The organism is Helicobacter sp. (assembly GCF_014799995.1).
Taxonomy (GTDB): Bacteria; Campylobacterota; Campylobacteria; order Campylobacterales; family Helicobacteraceae; genus Helicobacter_D.
The window spans coordinates 13,658-28,716 of sequence record NZ_JAAVGY010000040.1; the positions used below are offsets into that span (position 1 = coordinate 13,658).

Consider the following 15,059-nt stretch of genomic DNA (forward strand, 5'->3'; position numbering starts at 1 on the left):
GGGATTCCAAGAAGGAGTAACGAATGGATAGAATCTCTAGTCTAGCTTTGGGTGTTTGTTTGATTGTGTGTAGCGTGGTGTTTGGCATAGGTGCGAAGTCTGTTGTCCAAGAATTGCGTGCAGGCGAACGTAGCGTGGTTGTCAAAGGGTTAAGCGAGCAAGAAGTTTTTGCCGATGTGATGATATTGCCCTTTAGGTTTAATGTCGCAAGCAATGATTTGCAGGCAATTTATACTCAAGTAGAATACAATTCTAAAAAAATCGTAGAGTTTTTAGAGAAAATGGGATTTGACAAGAAAGATATTACAATCGGTTCTCCCAATGTTTCGGATAGACTTAGCAATAATTATGGGGACGATAGAAAGGTAACTTATCGTTATTCTGCGCGTGGGGAAGTGATTTTATATACCCAGCAAGTAGAGCTTGGAAGACAAATATTTGGACGCATTCCCGAGCTTGGGCAAGAGGGAATCGCAATTAATATTAATGCTTATGATGTGGTGTATAGCTATACGCAACTCAATGCGATTAAGCCGCAAATGATTGAGGAATCTACTTTGAACGCAAGAGAGGCGGCGCAGAAGTTTGCCAAAGATTCTAATAGCAAGCTTGGTCAAATTAAAAAAGCGACACAAGGGCAATTTAGCATTACGAATCGTGATGAAAATACACCACATATTAAGAAAGTGCGTGTGGTCTCTACGATAGAGTATTATTTGGAAGATTGAAATTAATTTTTTAGCTTAAATTTGCGATAATTTCCAAACTAATTTTAAAAGGGCGCGTGATGATAATCAAAGGTGCGATGGTCTGTGATGCCAATGGAGAGCAAAGGGGTGATGTCCGCATTGAGAAAGGCAAAATTATTGCAGTAGAGCGGAGCATTATGCCAAAAAGTGGAGAAGAAGTCTTAGAGGCGAATAATTTAGTCTTGCTTCCGGGTGCAATTGATTTAAATACGCGCGTGAGTAATTCTATTTTAAGCAAAGAAAATCTCCTCAATCTTTCTTACAAGGCTGCGCTCGGTGGAATCTCGCAAGCGGTTTTGATTCCAGATTGTAAGCCAACCTCAAGCAGTGAATTGGGATTGGAGTTACTTAACGCATTAAAGGGAGACTTTAAAACACAGATTTTAGGCATTTCAGACGCCATAAATGCAGAGAATCCGAAAGCTTTAAATGAACTTGCGATTCTGCATAAAAAAGGCGCGAAAGGTATCTTTGCAAAATCCAATATTGACGGCAATTTATTGAGACGCGCGTGTGAATTTTCGCTGATGTTTGATGTGCCAATGTTTTTTTCTTGTGAGGACGAATCCTTAAGCGCAAATGGTGTGATGAATGACGGAGAACTTTCCTCACGACTTGGCTTGCCCTCTATTCCTACTTTAAGCGAGACAAAAGAAGTCGCTCAAATGAGTGAAGTAGCGAGATTTATGGGAATCAAGGCGATATTTTTGGCACTTGCCACAGAACGTAGTGTAGAAATCATTTGTGAGGCGAAAAATACGGATTTCAAATCCAAACCATTTAAAAGCAAGATTTCAAACCTCTTTTTGCAAACCTCTATTCACCACTTAATGCTTACAGAGGATTTGTGCAATCATTATAACACCGCAGCCAAAATCAAGCCTCCATTGAAATCCGAATCCACGCGCGCCAAGTTGCTAAAACGTGTCAAAAGAGGAGAGATTGAGCTGATTACTTCTCTGCAGTCTGCAAAATCTCAAGTGCAAAAGGATTTGGCATTTGAGGAAGCGGCTTTTGGCATAGATATGATTGAATGCTTTGTCCCTATGTGTTATACATTGTTTGTCAAAAATGAACGTATGACATTGAGTGAGTTAAGTAAGATTTTGAGTCTAAATCCAGCCAATGCGTTGGGCTTTGAGCAAAAAGGATTGATTCAAGAGGGATATGATGCTGACTTGATTTTGATAGACCCCAAAGAAACTTGCATAATGGACAATCCGGATTCTCCTTATAATGATTGGATTTTTTATGGGGCGGTAAAAGAAATGTTTGTTGATGGCAAGCAGTGTTTGGGATTTCACCCAAATCATTCTTAAGGAATAAGGAGTCAATCAATGGAAGCGAAGTTGTTATTAATCTATGAAAGATTTGAAAATTGGTTTTTTAGTTTTCTGCCAAACTTTATTAGCGCGTTGTTTATCTTAATCATTGGATATTATTTTTCTAAGATTCTATCAAGATATGTTTCAAGAATCGTAATCAAAGCAACTAAAGACGAAACTTTAGGAGAATTTCTAAAAAATGTCGTCTTTGTCGCAGTTTTGATTCTCACGGTGATTACAGCACTTGCGAATTTAGGCGTCAAAACAACCTCTATCATTGCCGTTTTAGGAACAGCAGGTTTGGCGATTGCACTTTCTTTGAAAGATTCTTTGTCCAATTTGGCAAGTGGAATCTTGCTCGTGGTTTTACGTCATTTTAACAAAGGAGACACGATTCTAGTCGGCTCTATTACGGGCAAAGTAGATTCTATTAGCCTATTTCAAACCAAGCTCACAACTCCAGATAATCAAATCGTAGTCTTGCCAAATTCTAGTATTGTGAGTGCGCCAATTACTAATGTTAATGCCAATGCAACGCGCCGTATGGATTTGATTTTTGGCATTGGTTACACAAGTGATTTAAAGAAAGCCAAACAAGTTTTAGAGGAAATTTTAGAAGAAGAGGAACTTATTTTAAAAGAGCCTGCACCTGTTGTGGGTGTTAATGCTTTAAATGCTAGCAGTGTGGATTTGATTGCGCGTTTTTGGGTGAAGAGCGAAAATTATTTCAAGGCAAATATCACAATGCAACAAAAGGTTAAAATGCGCTTTGATGCAGAGGGAATTGAGATTCCATATAACAAATTAGATATTAATTTAAACCAACCTCTAGAGGATAAGTCGTAATGCAAATCATTGGCGCGGATTTTGTAGTGCTTTGTGATGCAGAATTTCGCGTCATCAAAAAAGGCGGGATTTGTTTTGAGGCAGGGGAAATCTTGAGAGTGGATTCTTACCGTGTATTATGCGAGCAGTATCCTAATGCACGAAATTATTATTACGAATCTTGCGCACTCACGCCCGCATTGGCAAATCTGCATTTGCATTTGGAATTTAGTCAAAACAAAGGCACACTTCGGCTAGGAGACTTCGGGAATTGGCTTGATAGTGTCATTGAAAATCGCGAAACTTTAATGAATGCAGAGACATTAGAAATCGCAATGCAACAAGGCATTCAAGAATCTCTCCGAAGTGGGGTAGGCTTTGTAGGCGCAATTTCAAGTTATGGGTATGATTTAGAAGTCTTGGCTAATTCTCCTTTGCGCGTGCTTTATTTCAATGAGGTTATGGGCACAAAGGTAGAGGCTTTAGACATTTTATTTCAAAATTTCCTCGCACGCTTGCGGGATTCCAAATCTCTACAAAGTGAGCGTTTTTCTCCAGCAATCGCAATCCATTCTCCTTATTCTGTGCATTCGAAATTGCTTGAAAAAGTGCTCGAAATTGCTAGGGTGGAGAATCTACCCTTAAGTGTGCATTTTTTAGAATCTCAAGCGGAGAGGGAATGGTTGGAGTCTAGCACAGGGTATTTTAAGGATTTTTATCAAAAGTTTTTTGGAAGTAATACGCAATCTTTTTACAACATACAAAGCTTTTTAGAATTTTTTAAAGGCATTGAAAATACTTATTTTGTTCATTGCTTAGAAGCGGATTCTAAGGTATTAGAGAGCATTGCTGCTTTGTGTGGTAAAGTCATCACCTGCCCTAAATCTAATCGTTTGTTAAATTCTAAATTTTTGAATCTTAACGCATTAAAAGGGCATAAGATTCCTTTTTGTCTAGGCACAGATGGCAAAAGCTCTAATGACTCCCTCTCCTTGCTTGATGAATTAAAAATCGCTCTCTTTGCGTATCCTAGCGAGTCATTAGAGGAGTTTGCGAGAGAATTATTACTTAGCGTAACGCGCAACGCATTTTTGAATACGACTTTTAGACTTGGCACTTTGAGTGTTGGCAATCTAGCAGACTTTGCAGTGTTTAAAATACCAAAAACACCAGAGTTTTTGGCGCAAAATTTGATTTTATATGCCAAAGAGGCAAGCGCGCTTTATATTGACGGAAGAGAAGTTTTGGGAAATTTGGAGGAAAGGGAAGAATGCAAAAATTAGCGATTTTTAGAGAATATGATATTCGTGGGATTTATGGAGAGGATTTAACGCAAGAAAATGTCGTGCGCATTGGTTATCTTTTGGGATTAGAGTTGCAAAAAAGAGGGGGCAAAAATTTAGGTGTGGGATACGATGCGCGGGTGCATTCAGAAATTATCTTTGATTGGTTTTGTCAAGGAGTTTTTGCAAGTGGGGCAGTCGCGTATCATTTGGGTATGATTCCAACGCCTGTGGGTTATTTCGCTCTTTATAGTGAGTTTAAGACAGAATCACAGACTTTGCGACTTGATGGAAGTGTAATGATTACAGGCTCACACAATCCCCCAAAATACAATGGCTTTAAAATCACGCTTTGCAAAGAACCCTTTTTTGGGGAGGAAATTTACGCACTAGAAAGGGATTTTTACGCACTTTCTTATCAAGAAGTTGCTTGTAAGATTCCAGCAAATATAACGCCACAGAAACTCAATGCGTTAGATTTGTATGTGGATTATCTCACAAAAGCGTTTGAACACTTAAGGGGCTTGGATTTGCCTATTTCTATTGATTGTGGGAATGGAATCGCAGGAATTGGAATCACGCGGATTTTGGAACGTTTGGGCATTGCGTTTAAGGGTTTATTTTTAAATCCCGATGGTAATTTTCCAAACCACCATCCAGACCCTAGCGAAGAAAAAAACTTGCAAGAACTTAAAGAAGAAGTTGCAAGAAAAGGAGGCATTGGGTTTGCATTTGATGGCGATGGCGATAGATTAGCAGTTATCAAAAAAACACAAGAGGGCGAAAAAGTCTATAAAGGCGATGAGCTTGCGATTATTTTTGCACATACGATTCCAAATCCTATTGTGATTGGTGAGGTGAAATGCTCGTTAAATATGTATGAAAGCATTGATAAAATCGGGCAAAGCATTATGTATAAAACAGGACATAGCAATCTCAAAGTGAAGCTAAAAGAAAGTGGCGCACATATGGCGTTTGAAGTCAGTGGGCATATTTTTTTCAATGACAGATATTTCGGTTTTGATGATGCAACTTACGCGGCATTGCGCGTGCTAGAATTGCTTAAAACAAAGGGTTTAACCTTTGATAAGGTGTTAGAGTCTCTACCCAAACTATATTCCACAGATGAGATAAAAATCAAAACAAATGAGGAAGTAAAATTTGCTTTAGTAGAAAAGCTCAAGGCTCGTTTGGAATCTCCCTCCAAGCTCCCCCCAAATTTCCCTCCAATCGTTAAAATTATTTCTATTGATGGCGTGCGCGTGATTTTTGAAGAGGGTTGGGGGCTTGTGCGTGCGAGCAATACTACTCCTGTGCTAGTAACGCGTTTTGAGGCTAAGAGTGATGAGGCTGTTGCAACTTATCGAGAAGCACTTTTAGGATTGTTAGACTCTATTTCTAAGGAATGAAAATGGAACAAATCATTTTACAATCTCCCTTTGATATGCACTTGCATTTGCGTGATGGGGAGATTTTAGAAAGCGTTGCAAAATATAGCGCACAAAGCTTTAGTAGAGCACTCGTAATGCCCAATCTTAACCCTCCTATTGTCAATGTAGAGGCTGCACTCGCTTACCAGGAAAGAATCTTAAAGGCTTGCGGCAAGGAAAGTTTTAATCCTATGATGTCTTTATATTTGACAGAGGATTTAAACAGAGCGGAGCTTCAAAAAGCAAAGGAATGTGGCATTTTGTTTCTCAAGCTTTACCCTAAAGGCACGACAACAGGAAGTGAAAATGGTGTAAGCGAAATCCTCAATACACGAATTTTGGAGATTTTAGAGATTGCGCAAGAATTAGGAATGATTTTAAGCGTGCATGGAGAAAGTAATGGTTTCTCTCTTGAGCGTGAGGCGGAGTTTCATAGTGTCTTTGCAAGACTTGCAGAAACTTTCCCGCGTCTAAAGATTATTTTTGAACATTTGAGCGACAGACGCTCACTCGCAATGGTAGAAAAATACGCAAATCTCTATGCTACGCTTACTTTGCACCACATTAGCTTGAGTTTAGATGATGTGATTGGTGGTGCGCTGAATCCTCATTGCTTTTGCAAGCCAATTTTAAAAACTCCAAAGGATAGAGATGCACTTTTGCAAGTGGCTTTGAGCGCGCACGAGAAATTTTCCTTTGGGAGTGATTCTGCACCCCATTTACAAATCAATAAAGAAAACGCAAAAGGAGCCGCGGGGATTTTTAGTTCCCCGATTCTTTTGCCTGCCCTTGCGACACTTTTTGAAACACATAAAAGCCTAGAAAATTTAGAAAAATTTGTCAGCACCAATGCACAAAGAATCTATGGAATCAGCGCAACAGACAAGCAAATCAAGCTAATCAAGAAGCCTATGATAGTTCCACAAAGCATTGAGGGAATTGTCCCGCTTTATGCTGGAAAAACACTTGCTTGGAGTATGGCTTAATGTCAAAAATCGCAGTCTATCCCGGCACTTTTGACCCCATTACCAATGGACATTTAGATGTGGTGGAACGCGCTTGCAGGCTCTTTGACCAATTGATTATTGCAGTTGCGAAGTCTAGCAGTAAAAATCCATTATTTTCGCTTGAGGAACGCGTTAAAATGGTGAAAATGGCAGTAGAAGAGTCCAAAGATATTGCTTGTCAAGTTTGTGTGTCTCCTTTTGGAAACTTGATTGCAGATTTTGCTAGGGAAAATCAAGTAAAAGTTCTTGTGCGTGGGCTTAGGGCGGTGAGTGATTTTGAATACGAATTGCAAATGGGATATGCGAATGCGTCCTTGAATCGCGAATTAGAAACGATTTATCTAATGCCCTCACTCCAAAATGCCTTTATTAGCTCTACGGTGGTGCGTTCTATTCTTTTGCACGGAGGTGCGATTACGCATTTAGTGCCAAGCTCTGTCCAAGCCTATATTGCTAGCTTGCCTATTTTTGATAATGTAGAATCCAAGCCTTGCGATTCTGTGCCCAAAGGCGTTTGAAATGTATTGTGCAATAGAGGGGATTGATACGAGTGGTAAGAGCACGCAGATTGCTGCTTTAAAAAGAATCTTTAAAGAAGCAATTTTTACCTTTGAGCCCGGGGCGACAGAAATAGGTAAGGCAATTCGCAAGATTCTGCTTGAGTGCGATTCTGTGTCTTTGAGTGCGGAAGCAGAAATGTTGCTCTTTCTCGCCGATAGGGCAGAACATAGTGCGGAAGTGTTGCAACCTAATAGGAATCAATTCATCATTAGTGACCGCAGTTTGATTTCTGGTATGGCTTATGCGAGAGGTTTTGATTTTGAGCTTTTGAAAAGTTTTAATCTCTTTGCTACAAGGGGAATCTTGCCTGACAAAGTGGTGTTATTGGAATTAGAGCGAGAGATTTTACAAGAAAGGCTTAAGGCTAAGAGTGAGGATAAAATAGAAAAACGTGGAATCCCTTATCTCCTTGAGCTTCAAGAACGTTTAAAAGAAACAATTATGCGATTAGAAATAGAATCGCTACTTTTGCCCGCTCATTTGCCACAATCCACAATCACCGCAAAAATCGTGGATTTTATTCACGCATAATGCGCTGCTTGCTTTGTGGGGATTGGACATTTTCTACTCTTTGTAAAGATTGTTTGCAGAGCATTAAAATTACTCCAAGATGTAGAGAGCTTGGAACACTGAAAGTGTATAGTTTTTTCACATTTAGCGAGATTGAATATTTGTTGCACTCTAAATATCAAGTCATTGGCAGTAAAGTCTATGGAATCTTGGCAAAGAGAGCGAGCCAATATTTAAAGGACACTTTGGAGATTCCCTTTCAAGCCTATGCGGTTGGGGTTGATGATAAAGTGAGTGCGCAAGGCTACGCGCACAATGCTATTTTGTTGTATTATTTTAAACAAGCGGGGTTAAAGCCACTCTATCGGACATTGTATGCGCGTAATTTGGCATCGTATGCAGGAAAAAGCTTGAAGTTTCGTCAAGCAAATCCGCGCAATTTTTGTCTAAAACGCGAAGTGGCAGGCAAGGAAATCGTGCTAGTAGATGACATTGTTACCACTGGTTTGACATTGACAGAGGCAAAGGGATTCTTGGAATCCAAAGGGGCAAAAGTCTTAAATGCTTTTGTGCTAGCAGACGCTAGAAATTAAATTCTATTCGTCTGTATCTTTCATTAGGTTATCTTTGGCGATTTGAGGAAGTTTAGCCAAGAAATTTCCCATATTAAAATCCACTCCTTGATTGGTGGCTTCATTAATCAAGGCGATAGCTTTTTTGGAATTAAAAGGGCTTAGAGGTCTGTAAGGCTCAAAAAGGCAGTTTGTAACTGCTAAAGCATAGGCATTCTTTTTGATTTCTTGGGACGCAGCGTGTGGGTTTTCAATGTGAGTAATGCTTTGGATTAGGCTTTCGTCAAACTTCCAATGGTTAAATAAGAATCCTAAAAACGATATGTGGTCTATGCCGCAATATTGGTTTTCTAATTCGGATACATTTTGAAAGTTATAGGTTTGGTTTTCTTGCAAAAATTCTTTGTCTTTGCCAGACTTTAGAAGCATATTAGCAAGCAGAATCATTCCCAATCGTAAGAGCATTGCACAAGGGATTAATTCGTTTGAAAGTGCTTTGTCTTCCTCTTGAAGCCAAGTAGAGATGAAATCTACCTCATTGGAACAATTTGCCAAGAAAACCCCTGTGTCTAGCCCATAAGGAGAAACATCAATAGAGAAGTTAGACCGAATAGAGTTCGCTAGAACGACATTTTTAATATTACTAATTCCGAGCAAAGAAACGACTTGTTGGATAGTGGAAACTTGATGAGAAAATCCATAAAATGGAGAGTTTGCAAGACGTAGAAGCTCACCAATTAGCAAGGGGTCTTTAGAAATAATTGCAACTACCTTACTAATCTCTAAATCTGCCCCACTAGAATCAACATATTCTTGTAGCTCCATAACGGTTTTAGGGAGCGGCGGGAGGTCATTAATAGTCTCTAAAAGTAAAGGATTCATTGAAAACTTCCTAAGTTTGTTTTGTGATTAGTTTTTTATTTTATAGTATTTTTATTAAAACATTACTTTATAAAGAGATTAAATTTCAAAAAATGACAAAAAGTATCAATAAGTGGTAAAATAATGAGAAATTTTGAGGAGATTCTATGCGCTTTGGCAAAATTGATTATCTTAATCTTTTACCTTTTGAAGTTTTTGTGCGTTCTTATCCGAAGCCATCGCATTTCCAACTTTTCTATAATAAAAAAAAATCTTATCCTGCTAAATTGAATCGTGAGTTTTTATTTGGGCGCATTGACGCGGGATTTGTTTCGTCTATCACTGCTTTAAGGGCGAGAAAAGAACGTTTCAAGGCTTCACAAGTTGGAATCGTGGCGCGTAAAGAGGTTTTGAGTGTGATTTGTTTGCCAAAGGAGAGGGGCGAGGATTACCAATCCGCGACTTCCAATGCTCTTTTGAAAGTTTTGAGATTAAAAGGGCGCGTGTTGATTGGAGATAGAGCACTTGTAGAAGTATTGCAACAAAAAAGCGAAAAGAAAAAAGATTATATAGATTTGGGTAAATTTTGGGTAAAAAGGGAGCATTTGCCTTTTGTCTTTGGGAGATTGTGTATCAAAAAGAATCAAGTGTTTTATCAAAAATTAATCCAAGCTTTTTATAAAAAGCACGTGAGGATTCCACATTTTTTGCTAGTCAAAGCGGCACACAAAAGCGGAATCTCAAAACAAGAGATTCTAAATTATTTACAAGTTCTCTCTTATAAAATAGACAAAAAAGCTCATTTCGGTGTAGAACGATTCTATCGAAATCTAAGGATTTTAAGAATTAAAGCTCCAGCAAGATTTTGATACTCTTATGAAAGAATCACTGATAATTTTATAATTGCCGCGATTCTTTACGGAATCTCGCAATGACATTTTCTACTGCGTCCTTGCGAGGAGTGCAATGACAAAGCAATCTATAATTTAGAATCCTGCACTTTCTGATTTCATTTTTGCAGTATTATAGATTGCCACGCGTTATAAATAACGCTCGCAAGGACAGCCTAATAATGGATTGGCGATTTGCAAAATTGCGCAAAGATAATTTGATTATTTGGCAAAGAATTTCAAGGCGCGTTCCAAGTCTTCCTTGGTGTCAATACCAAAAGATTGCGATTCTACCTTTGCCATTACAATTGTTTTAGAATGTTCAATCGCGCGGAGTTGCTCTAGTTTCTCTAAGGATTCTAAAGTGGATTTGGGTAAATTACAAAAGGCTTGCAGGCTTTCACCGCTGAAAGCATAGATTCCTAAGTGTCCCAAGTATTGTTTGGATTCCATAATGTTTTCTCTGTCATAAGGAATCTTGGAACGTGAAAAGTAAATCGCTTCACTCTTAGCGTTGAGCACAACCTTAACGAGATTGGGGTCATCGGCTTCTTCTTTGGTGATTGGCTTAGCGCAACTTCCCATAAACGGAATCTCACCACGACTTTTTGCTTCCCCCTCCATTAAATGTTTTAAACGCAAAATCACTTCTTGTTCTAAAAAGGGTTCATCTCCTTGCAGATTGATAATAATTTCCTTTTTGGGGAGATTGAGAATGCGTGCGCATTCCGCGATTCTATCTGTCCCACTCTCGTGCGTATTGCTTGTGAGGACGGAGCGCACACCATAACGCGTGCAAACTTCCGCGATGATAGGCTCATCACACGCGACTACGACATCATCGACTGCTTTTGCAAGCTCTGCGGTGCGCACAATCATTGGGATTCCGTGAATTTGTGCTAGGACTTTATTGGGGAAGCGCGTAGATTTCAGTCTTGCAGGAATAATAATCATAGAGGCAACTCCTTGAAAATTGATAAGAGATTATAGCATAGACAAAGCGAATCGCATTTTAAGTCAAATAAGCAAATAATCCAAAGCGTCCGCATTGGGGATTCCTGCGATAAGAAAAATAAGTAGAAGCGCAACAAGTGCAATGGGGCGAGAGATGATAATTTGTAATGTTGGCTTCTTGGAATTGTGCTTGAATAATGGCAATCAAATCCAAATAAATTTTTTTCTCACGCACGATTTTGCCTGCTTCTAAGATAGAATCGCTAAAGACTTCTTCGCCAACCTCATAACAACATACGCGGATAGAGGGTCCGACATAGGCAAACAAATCCAAAGGTTGCGTGTCAAATTCTGCCTGCATTTGCGCTAGCGCGTTAGGGATAATGCCCTTTTGTAAGCCCGCTCTCCCGCCGTGCAGTAATGCTAAAACTTGATGTTTCATATCAAAGAGTAAAATGGGATTGCAATCTGCTACCATTATTAGTCCTATGAGATTCTTTTGCGCAAGCAAAATTCCATCGCCATCACCTAGTAATCCCCCTTGATTTGCCTTGAGAATCTTTTCACTATGCACTTGGTTGCAATAGGCGAGCGATGAGAGGGGAAAGGGCGCAATGCAGAGGGAGCGATTGGATTCTATTGTTTCTTTGGAATCTCCTCCTGCGTGAAAGGCAATATTGAGTGGAGCACGGCTCAAAAAGGCTTGGATTCCTCTTGGAGTTGGGATATTTTCAAGGAAGCAAGGAGAACCCATTATAAACTTTTTTCATAAATTTCATAATTTTGCATAATCTGCCACACGCCTTTGGAAATGTCCAAAAGCGGGTCTGGCGAGAGGTGGATTGTCATATTGAGTTCTTTTGCTAAAAACTCTTGAATACCCGGAATTAAAGCTAAACCTCCGGTAAGCGTTGCGCCATCTTCAATTAAGTCTGGTGCGATTTGTGGTGGGGCATTGTGAATCGCCTCAATGATAACGCTTTTAATTTTGTAAATGCTATTTAAGATGACACTTTTAAACTCTTCTAAGTCTAATTCACATTCTATGGGCATACCATTGGCAAGACTCTTTGCGCCAATGTATATCACGGGATTTTTTTCAAAGACATTGATTCTACGTTTAAGATTCTCTGCCATTTCTTTGCTAATGCCAATGTTTTTGTTATGACGACAGTATTCTACAAGAGAATAATCTATAAAATCCCCCGCTTCTTTGGTGAAAGCACTCGTAATTAATCCATTTAGAGAGATGATACTGACTTCTACCAAGCCCCCCCCCGCATCAATAATCATTTTTGCGCGTGCGGTGCTAATGTCTAACCCCGCTCCCACACTCGCACTAAAGGGGTCTTCTATCAATAAAACCTCTTTTGCTCCTGCTAGGATTGTTGCTTCGTGAAGAGAATGTCGCTCGACTTGCGTGAGATTTTGAGGGATACTAATGCCAACGCGAGGAGACAATGAATTTGCCCCGCCTTTTTGCAAAATTGCTTGCATAAAGATTTTGGTTGTTTCAAAATCACTAATTGCCCCGTGTAAGAGTGGATTAATGACTTCTATTTCATTTGGCGCGCGTCCTAACATCTTTTTAGCTGCATCGCCAATCGCAATAATACGGCGGGAGGCAAATTTGTTTTCAAGTGCGATACAAGTAGCTTCGCAAAATAATGTTTCTTCCATATTATTCCGCACGATAGTATTCACCGTGCCTAAATCAATCGCAATATCATTTCGTTCAAAGAGTCCCATATCAAATCCCAGATATTATAAATGTAAGCTTTTATAAATTATACATTATTAAACAATAATTTTAGGCATACTTTTTGTTATAATGCGCAAAAATTTGAAATTTTATTTCCTAAAAAGGCTTAACTCAATGCTATTGATTCTTTGCTATGCTTTGTTTTTTAGTATTCCCAAACTCCTTTTATCGCTCTTACAACTAAATTTTTTAAGGCAGGAGAAAACCAAGTCCCCCTATATTTTAGAGCCTCGCGCGTTCTTGAGGGCAGCGGATTATGCAAGTGTGTGCGAAAAAATTTCAATGTGTGGAATCCTCATAGACTATTTATTGGTGAGTTTTTGGATTTTGTTTGGATTCTCTATGTTGGATTCTCTGCTAGAGTTTCCCCCGCTTCTAAAATCCGTCATTTTCGTACTTAGTTTCCTTGTGATTCAGGCATTTGTAAGCTTGCCTTTAGAAGCTTATCAAACTCTAGTGATTGACAAAAAATATGGTTTTGCCAAGGGTGGCATAAAGCTCTTTGTCCTAGATACATTGAAATCTTTTGCTTTATTACTCATAATAGGAGGAATTTTAATTTTTGCTTTTAGTTGGATTATCTTAGAAGTGCGCTCTTGGGAAATTTATGTTTTTGTTTTTGGGGTTGTTTTGATTGTCGGGGTGAATTTCTTGTATCCTATTTTGATTGCGCCGTTATTTAACAAATTTACTCCGCTAGAAAATGCAGAATTAAAGGAATCCATTCATTTGCTCTTAAATCGTGTGGGATTCCAAAGCAAAGGCGTGTTTGTAATGGACGCCTCTAAGCGCGATGGACGACTAAATGCGTATTTTGCAGGATTGGGACGCGCTAAACGCGTGATTTTGTTTGATACTTTGTTAGAAAAAATCCCTAGCGATTCTATCCTTGCAGTCTTGGGGCACGAATTGGGGCACTTTAAGCATTATGATATTTATAAAATGATGGCATTGGTGCTTGGATTCTTTGGCGCACTCTTGTTTGTGGTTGCAAATTTGCCAGAATCTTTGTTTGTCAGTGCAAATGTAGAAAGAAGTGCGCATACGCTTATCGTGTTTTTGTTGCTTTTAAGCTCGCCCATTGGGTTTTATTTTATGCTTCTCGTGAATTGGAGAAGCTGTCAAAATGAATTTGCAGCTGATAAGTTTGGTGCGGATTTGACAAGTCCAGAATCCCTTGCAAATGCTTTGTTGGTGCTCATCAAAGAAAACAATTCTTTCCCTCTAGCGCATTCTTTGTATATGCGTTTTTATTATAGCCACCCACCCTTAATGGCACGACTCATCGCATTAGGCTGTGAGAGGCTTGCCAACACGGCGCAGAAAGCTTGATGAATACGAAATCACAAGACCATTCTGTGTGGAATATTAAGCAAGCTTTAGAATATGGGGCAAAAAAACTAAAAGAATGCGGCATAGAACGTCCGGTTTTGGAATCTGAAATCTTGCTTGGATTTGTGTTGAAGCAATCTAGGGTTGCTTTGCATTGTAATTTTGAAACAATCTTGGATTCTTTTTGGTTGGAATCTTTTAAAAGATTGATTCGGCGCAGAAGTCTGTATGAGCCCATAGAATATTTAACCGAGTGCGTGAGTTTTTATGGAGAGGAGTTATACATTTCGCATGGCGCGTTGATTCCACGACCAGAGACTGAAATTTTAGTGCAAAAGGCGTTAGAATTCATCGCGCATAAATCCTGCACTAAAATCGCAGAAATTGGGGTTGGTAGCGGCGCAATCAGTGTTTTACTCGCACATTTGCTTAAAGATTGCGGGCTAGAAATTCACGCAAGTGATATTTCTCCTGAAGCCCTGTTTAACGCTTATGTGAATAAAGTGAAATTTCAAGCAGATAACTTGACTTTGCATAGAAGTGCCTATTTGGATTTTAATCAAGAATCCAAAATTTCTTTTGACTTGCTTCTTTCGAATCCGCCTTATATTCAAGAGGGTGAGATTCTGCCCCCATCTCTTGGATTTGAGCCTAAAGCAGCCCTCTTTGGTGGTAAAAGAGGCGATGAGGTTTTGTTGCATATTATCCAGCTTGGCTTGGATTCCAAGATTCCGTTTCTTATCTGCGAAATGGGCTGTAATCAGAGGGAAAGTGTGGAATCCTATCTGCGCTCCTTGCCCCATAAATCGCTTGCGTTTTATCAAGATTTAGCAGGGCTCGATAGGGGATTTATCATAGAGTTTTAAGGAAGTAGCTAAATACTTTTTAAGCAAATAATTCAATTTTGCTTGCGTGAAGTCTATTCTTGCAATCACGCAAGGAATCCTAACGCAATAAATTACAAAAATCCTTATTGATTTTTGCCAATTATCATCTTA

General features: G+C 39.2%; 16 protein-coding genes. 12 read left to right on the forward strand and 4 right to left on the reverse strand.

Annotated features, from left to right (window positions below):
- Nucleotides 1–23 precede the first annotated feature (23 nt).
- From HDT10_RS05465 to HDT10_RS05505, 9 genes are read left to right on the forward strand one after another with little or no spacing between them, the layout of a single operon-like run.
- Nucleotides 24–728, forward strand: coding sequence for an SIMPL domain-containing protein (locus HDT10_RS05465; RefSeq protein ID WP_290880902.1), 705 nt, complete (start codon nt 24–26; stop codon nt 726–728).
- A gap of 59 nt (nt 729–787) precedes the next feature.
- Nucleotides 788–2,068 carry an amidohydrolase family protein gene (locus tag HDT10_RS05470; RefSeq protein ID WP_290880903.1) on the forward strand — a complete coding sequence of 427 codons (1,281 nt, stop codon included), beginning with the start codon at nt 788–790 and terminating at the stop codon, nt 2,066–2,068.
- 18 nt (nt 2,069–2,086) lie between these two features.
- Nucleotides 2,087–2,920, forward strand: a complete 834-nt coding sequence (locus tag HDT10_RS05475) for a mechanosensitive ion channel domain-containing protein (protein WP_290880904.1) — start codon at nt 2,087–2,089, stop codon at nt 2,918–2,920.
- Nucleotides 2,920–4,182 carry an aminofutalosine deaminase family hydrolase gene (locus tag HDT10_RS05480; protein ID WP_290880905.1) on the forward strand — a complete coding sequence of 421 codons (1,263 nt, stop codon included), beginning with the start codon at nt 2,920–2,922 and terminating at the stop codon, nt 4,180–4,182. Before HDT10_RS05475 ends, HDT10_RS05480 begins: the two co-directional genes overlap by 1 nt.
- Nucleotides 4,170–5,591 carry a phosphomannomutase/phosphoglucomutase gene (locus HDT10_RS05485; RefSeq protein WP_290880907.1) on the forward strand — a complete coding sequence of 474 codons (1,422 nt, stop codon included), beginning with the start codon at nt 4,170–4,172 and terminating at the stop codon, nt 5,589–5,591. The genes HDT10_RS05480 and HDT10_RS05485 overlap by 13 nt, the downstream gene beginning before the upstream one ends.
- Nucleotides 5,592–5,593: 2 nt before the next feature.
- The gene (pyrC, locus tag HDT10_RS05490; protein WP_290880909.1) at nt 5,594–6,598 is read left to right on the forward strand and encodes a dihydroorotase; all 1,005 of its coding nucleotides are present in this window, start codon (nt 5,594–5,596) and stop codon (nt 6,596–6,598) included.
- Entirely contained in the window at nt 6,598–7,137 is a 540-nt protein-coding gene (coaD, locus tag HDT10_RS05495) for a pantetheine-phosphate adenylyltransferase (protein ID WP_290880911.1), read from the forward strand. The genes pyrC and coaD overlap by 1 nt, the downstream gene beginning before the upstream one ends.
- Before the next feature lies 1 nt (nt 7,138).
- Entirely contained in the window at nt 7,139–7,711 is a 573-nt protein-coding gene (gene tmk, locus HDT10_RS05500; RefSeq protein ID WP_290880912.1) for a dTMP kinase, read from the forward strand.
- The gene (locus tag HDT10_RS05505; protein ID WP_290880913.1) at nt 7,711–8,283 is read left to right on the forward strand and encodes a ComF family protein; all 573 of its coding nucleotides are present in this window, start codon (nt 7,711–7,713) and stop codon (nt 8,281–8,283) included. The genes tmk and HDT10_RS05505 overlap by 1 nt, the downstream gene beginning before the upstream one ends.
- Nucleotides 8,284–8,286: 3 nt before the next feature.
- Here the strand turns inward: HDT10_RS05505 and HDT10_RS05510 are convergent, their stop codons facing one another.
- Entirely contained in the window at nt 8,287–9,144 is an 858-nt protein-coding gene (locus HDT10_RS05510) for an HDOD domain-containing protein (protein WP_290880916.1), read from the reverse strand.
- Nucleotides 9,145–9,290: 146 nt separating this feature from the next.
- Here HDT10_RS05510 and HDT10_RS05515 point away from each other — a divergent pair, with 146 nt between their 5' ends.
- Nucleotides 9,291–9,992: an MqnA/MqnD/SBP family protein gene (locus HDT10_RS05515; protein WP_290880919.1), complete on the forward strand. Its 702-nt coding sequence runs from the start codon at nt 9,291–9,293 to the stop codon at nt 9,990–9,992.
- 243 nt (nt 9,993–10,235) lie between these two features.
- Here HDT10_RS05515 and kdsB read toward each other — a convergent pair whose 3' ends face one another.
- The 3 genes from kdsB to HDT10_RS05530 are packed head-to-tail and all read right to left on the reverse strand — an operon-like array spanning nt 10,236 to nt 12,716.
- Nucleotides 10,236–10,967: a 3-deoxy-manno-octulosonate cytidylyltransferase gene (gene kdsB, locus HDT10_RS05520; protein WP_290880922.1), complete on the reverse strand. Its 732-nt coding sequence runs from the start codon at nt 10,965–10,967 to the stop codon at nt 10,236–10,238.
- 58 nt (nt 10,968–11,025) lie between these two features.
- Nucleotides 11,026–11,721, reverse strand: a complete 696-nt coding sequence (locus HDT10_RS05525; protein WP_290880923.1) for a polyphenol oxidase family protein — start codon at nt 11,719–11,721, stop codon at nt 11,026–11,028.
- Entirely contained in the window at nt 11,721–12,716 is a 996-nt protein-coding gene (locus HDT10_RS05530; protein ID WP_290880924.1) for a rod shape-determining protein, read from the reverse strand. Before HDT10_RS05530 ends, HDT10_RS05525 begins: the two co-directional genes overlap by 1 nt.
- 127 nt (nt 12,717–12,843) lie before the next feature.
- On the opposite strand from HDT10_RS05530, the gene HDT10_RS05535 reads away from it, so the two are divergent.
- Both HDT10_RS05535 and HDT10_RS05540 read left to right on the forward strand, forming a co-directional pair.
- Complete coding sequence (locus HDT10_RS05535) at nt 12,844–14,061, forward strand: M48 family metallopeptidase (protein ID WP_290880927.1); 1,218 nt, start codon at nt 12,844–12,846, stop codon at nt 14,059–14,061.
- Nucleotides 14,061–14,927 carry a HemK/PrmC family methyltransferase gene (locus HDT10_RS05540; protein ID WP_290880930.1) on the forward strand — a complete coding sequence of 289 codons (867 nt, stop codon included), beginning with the start codon at nt 14,061–14,063 and terminating at the stop codon, nt 14,925–14,927. Before HDT10_RS05535 ends, HDT10_RS05540 begins: the two co-directional genes overlap by 1 nt.
- Nucleotides 14,928–15,059 lie beyond the last annotated feature (132 nt).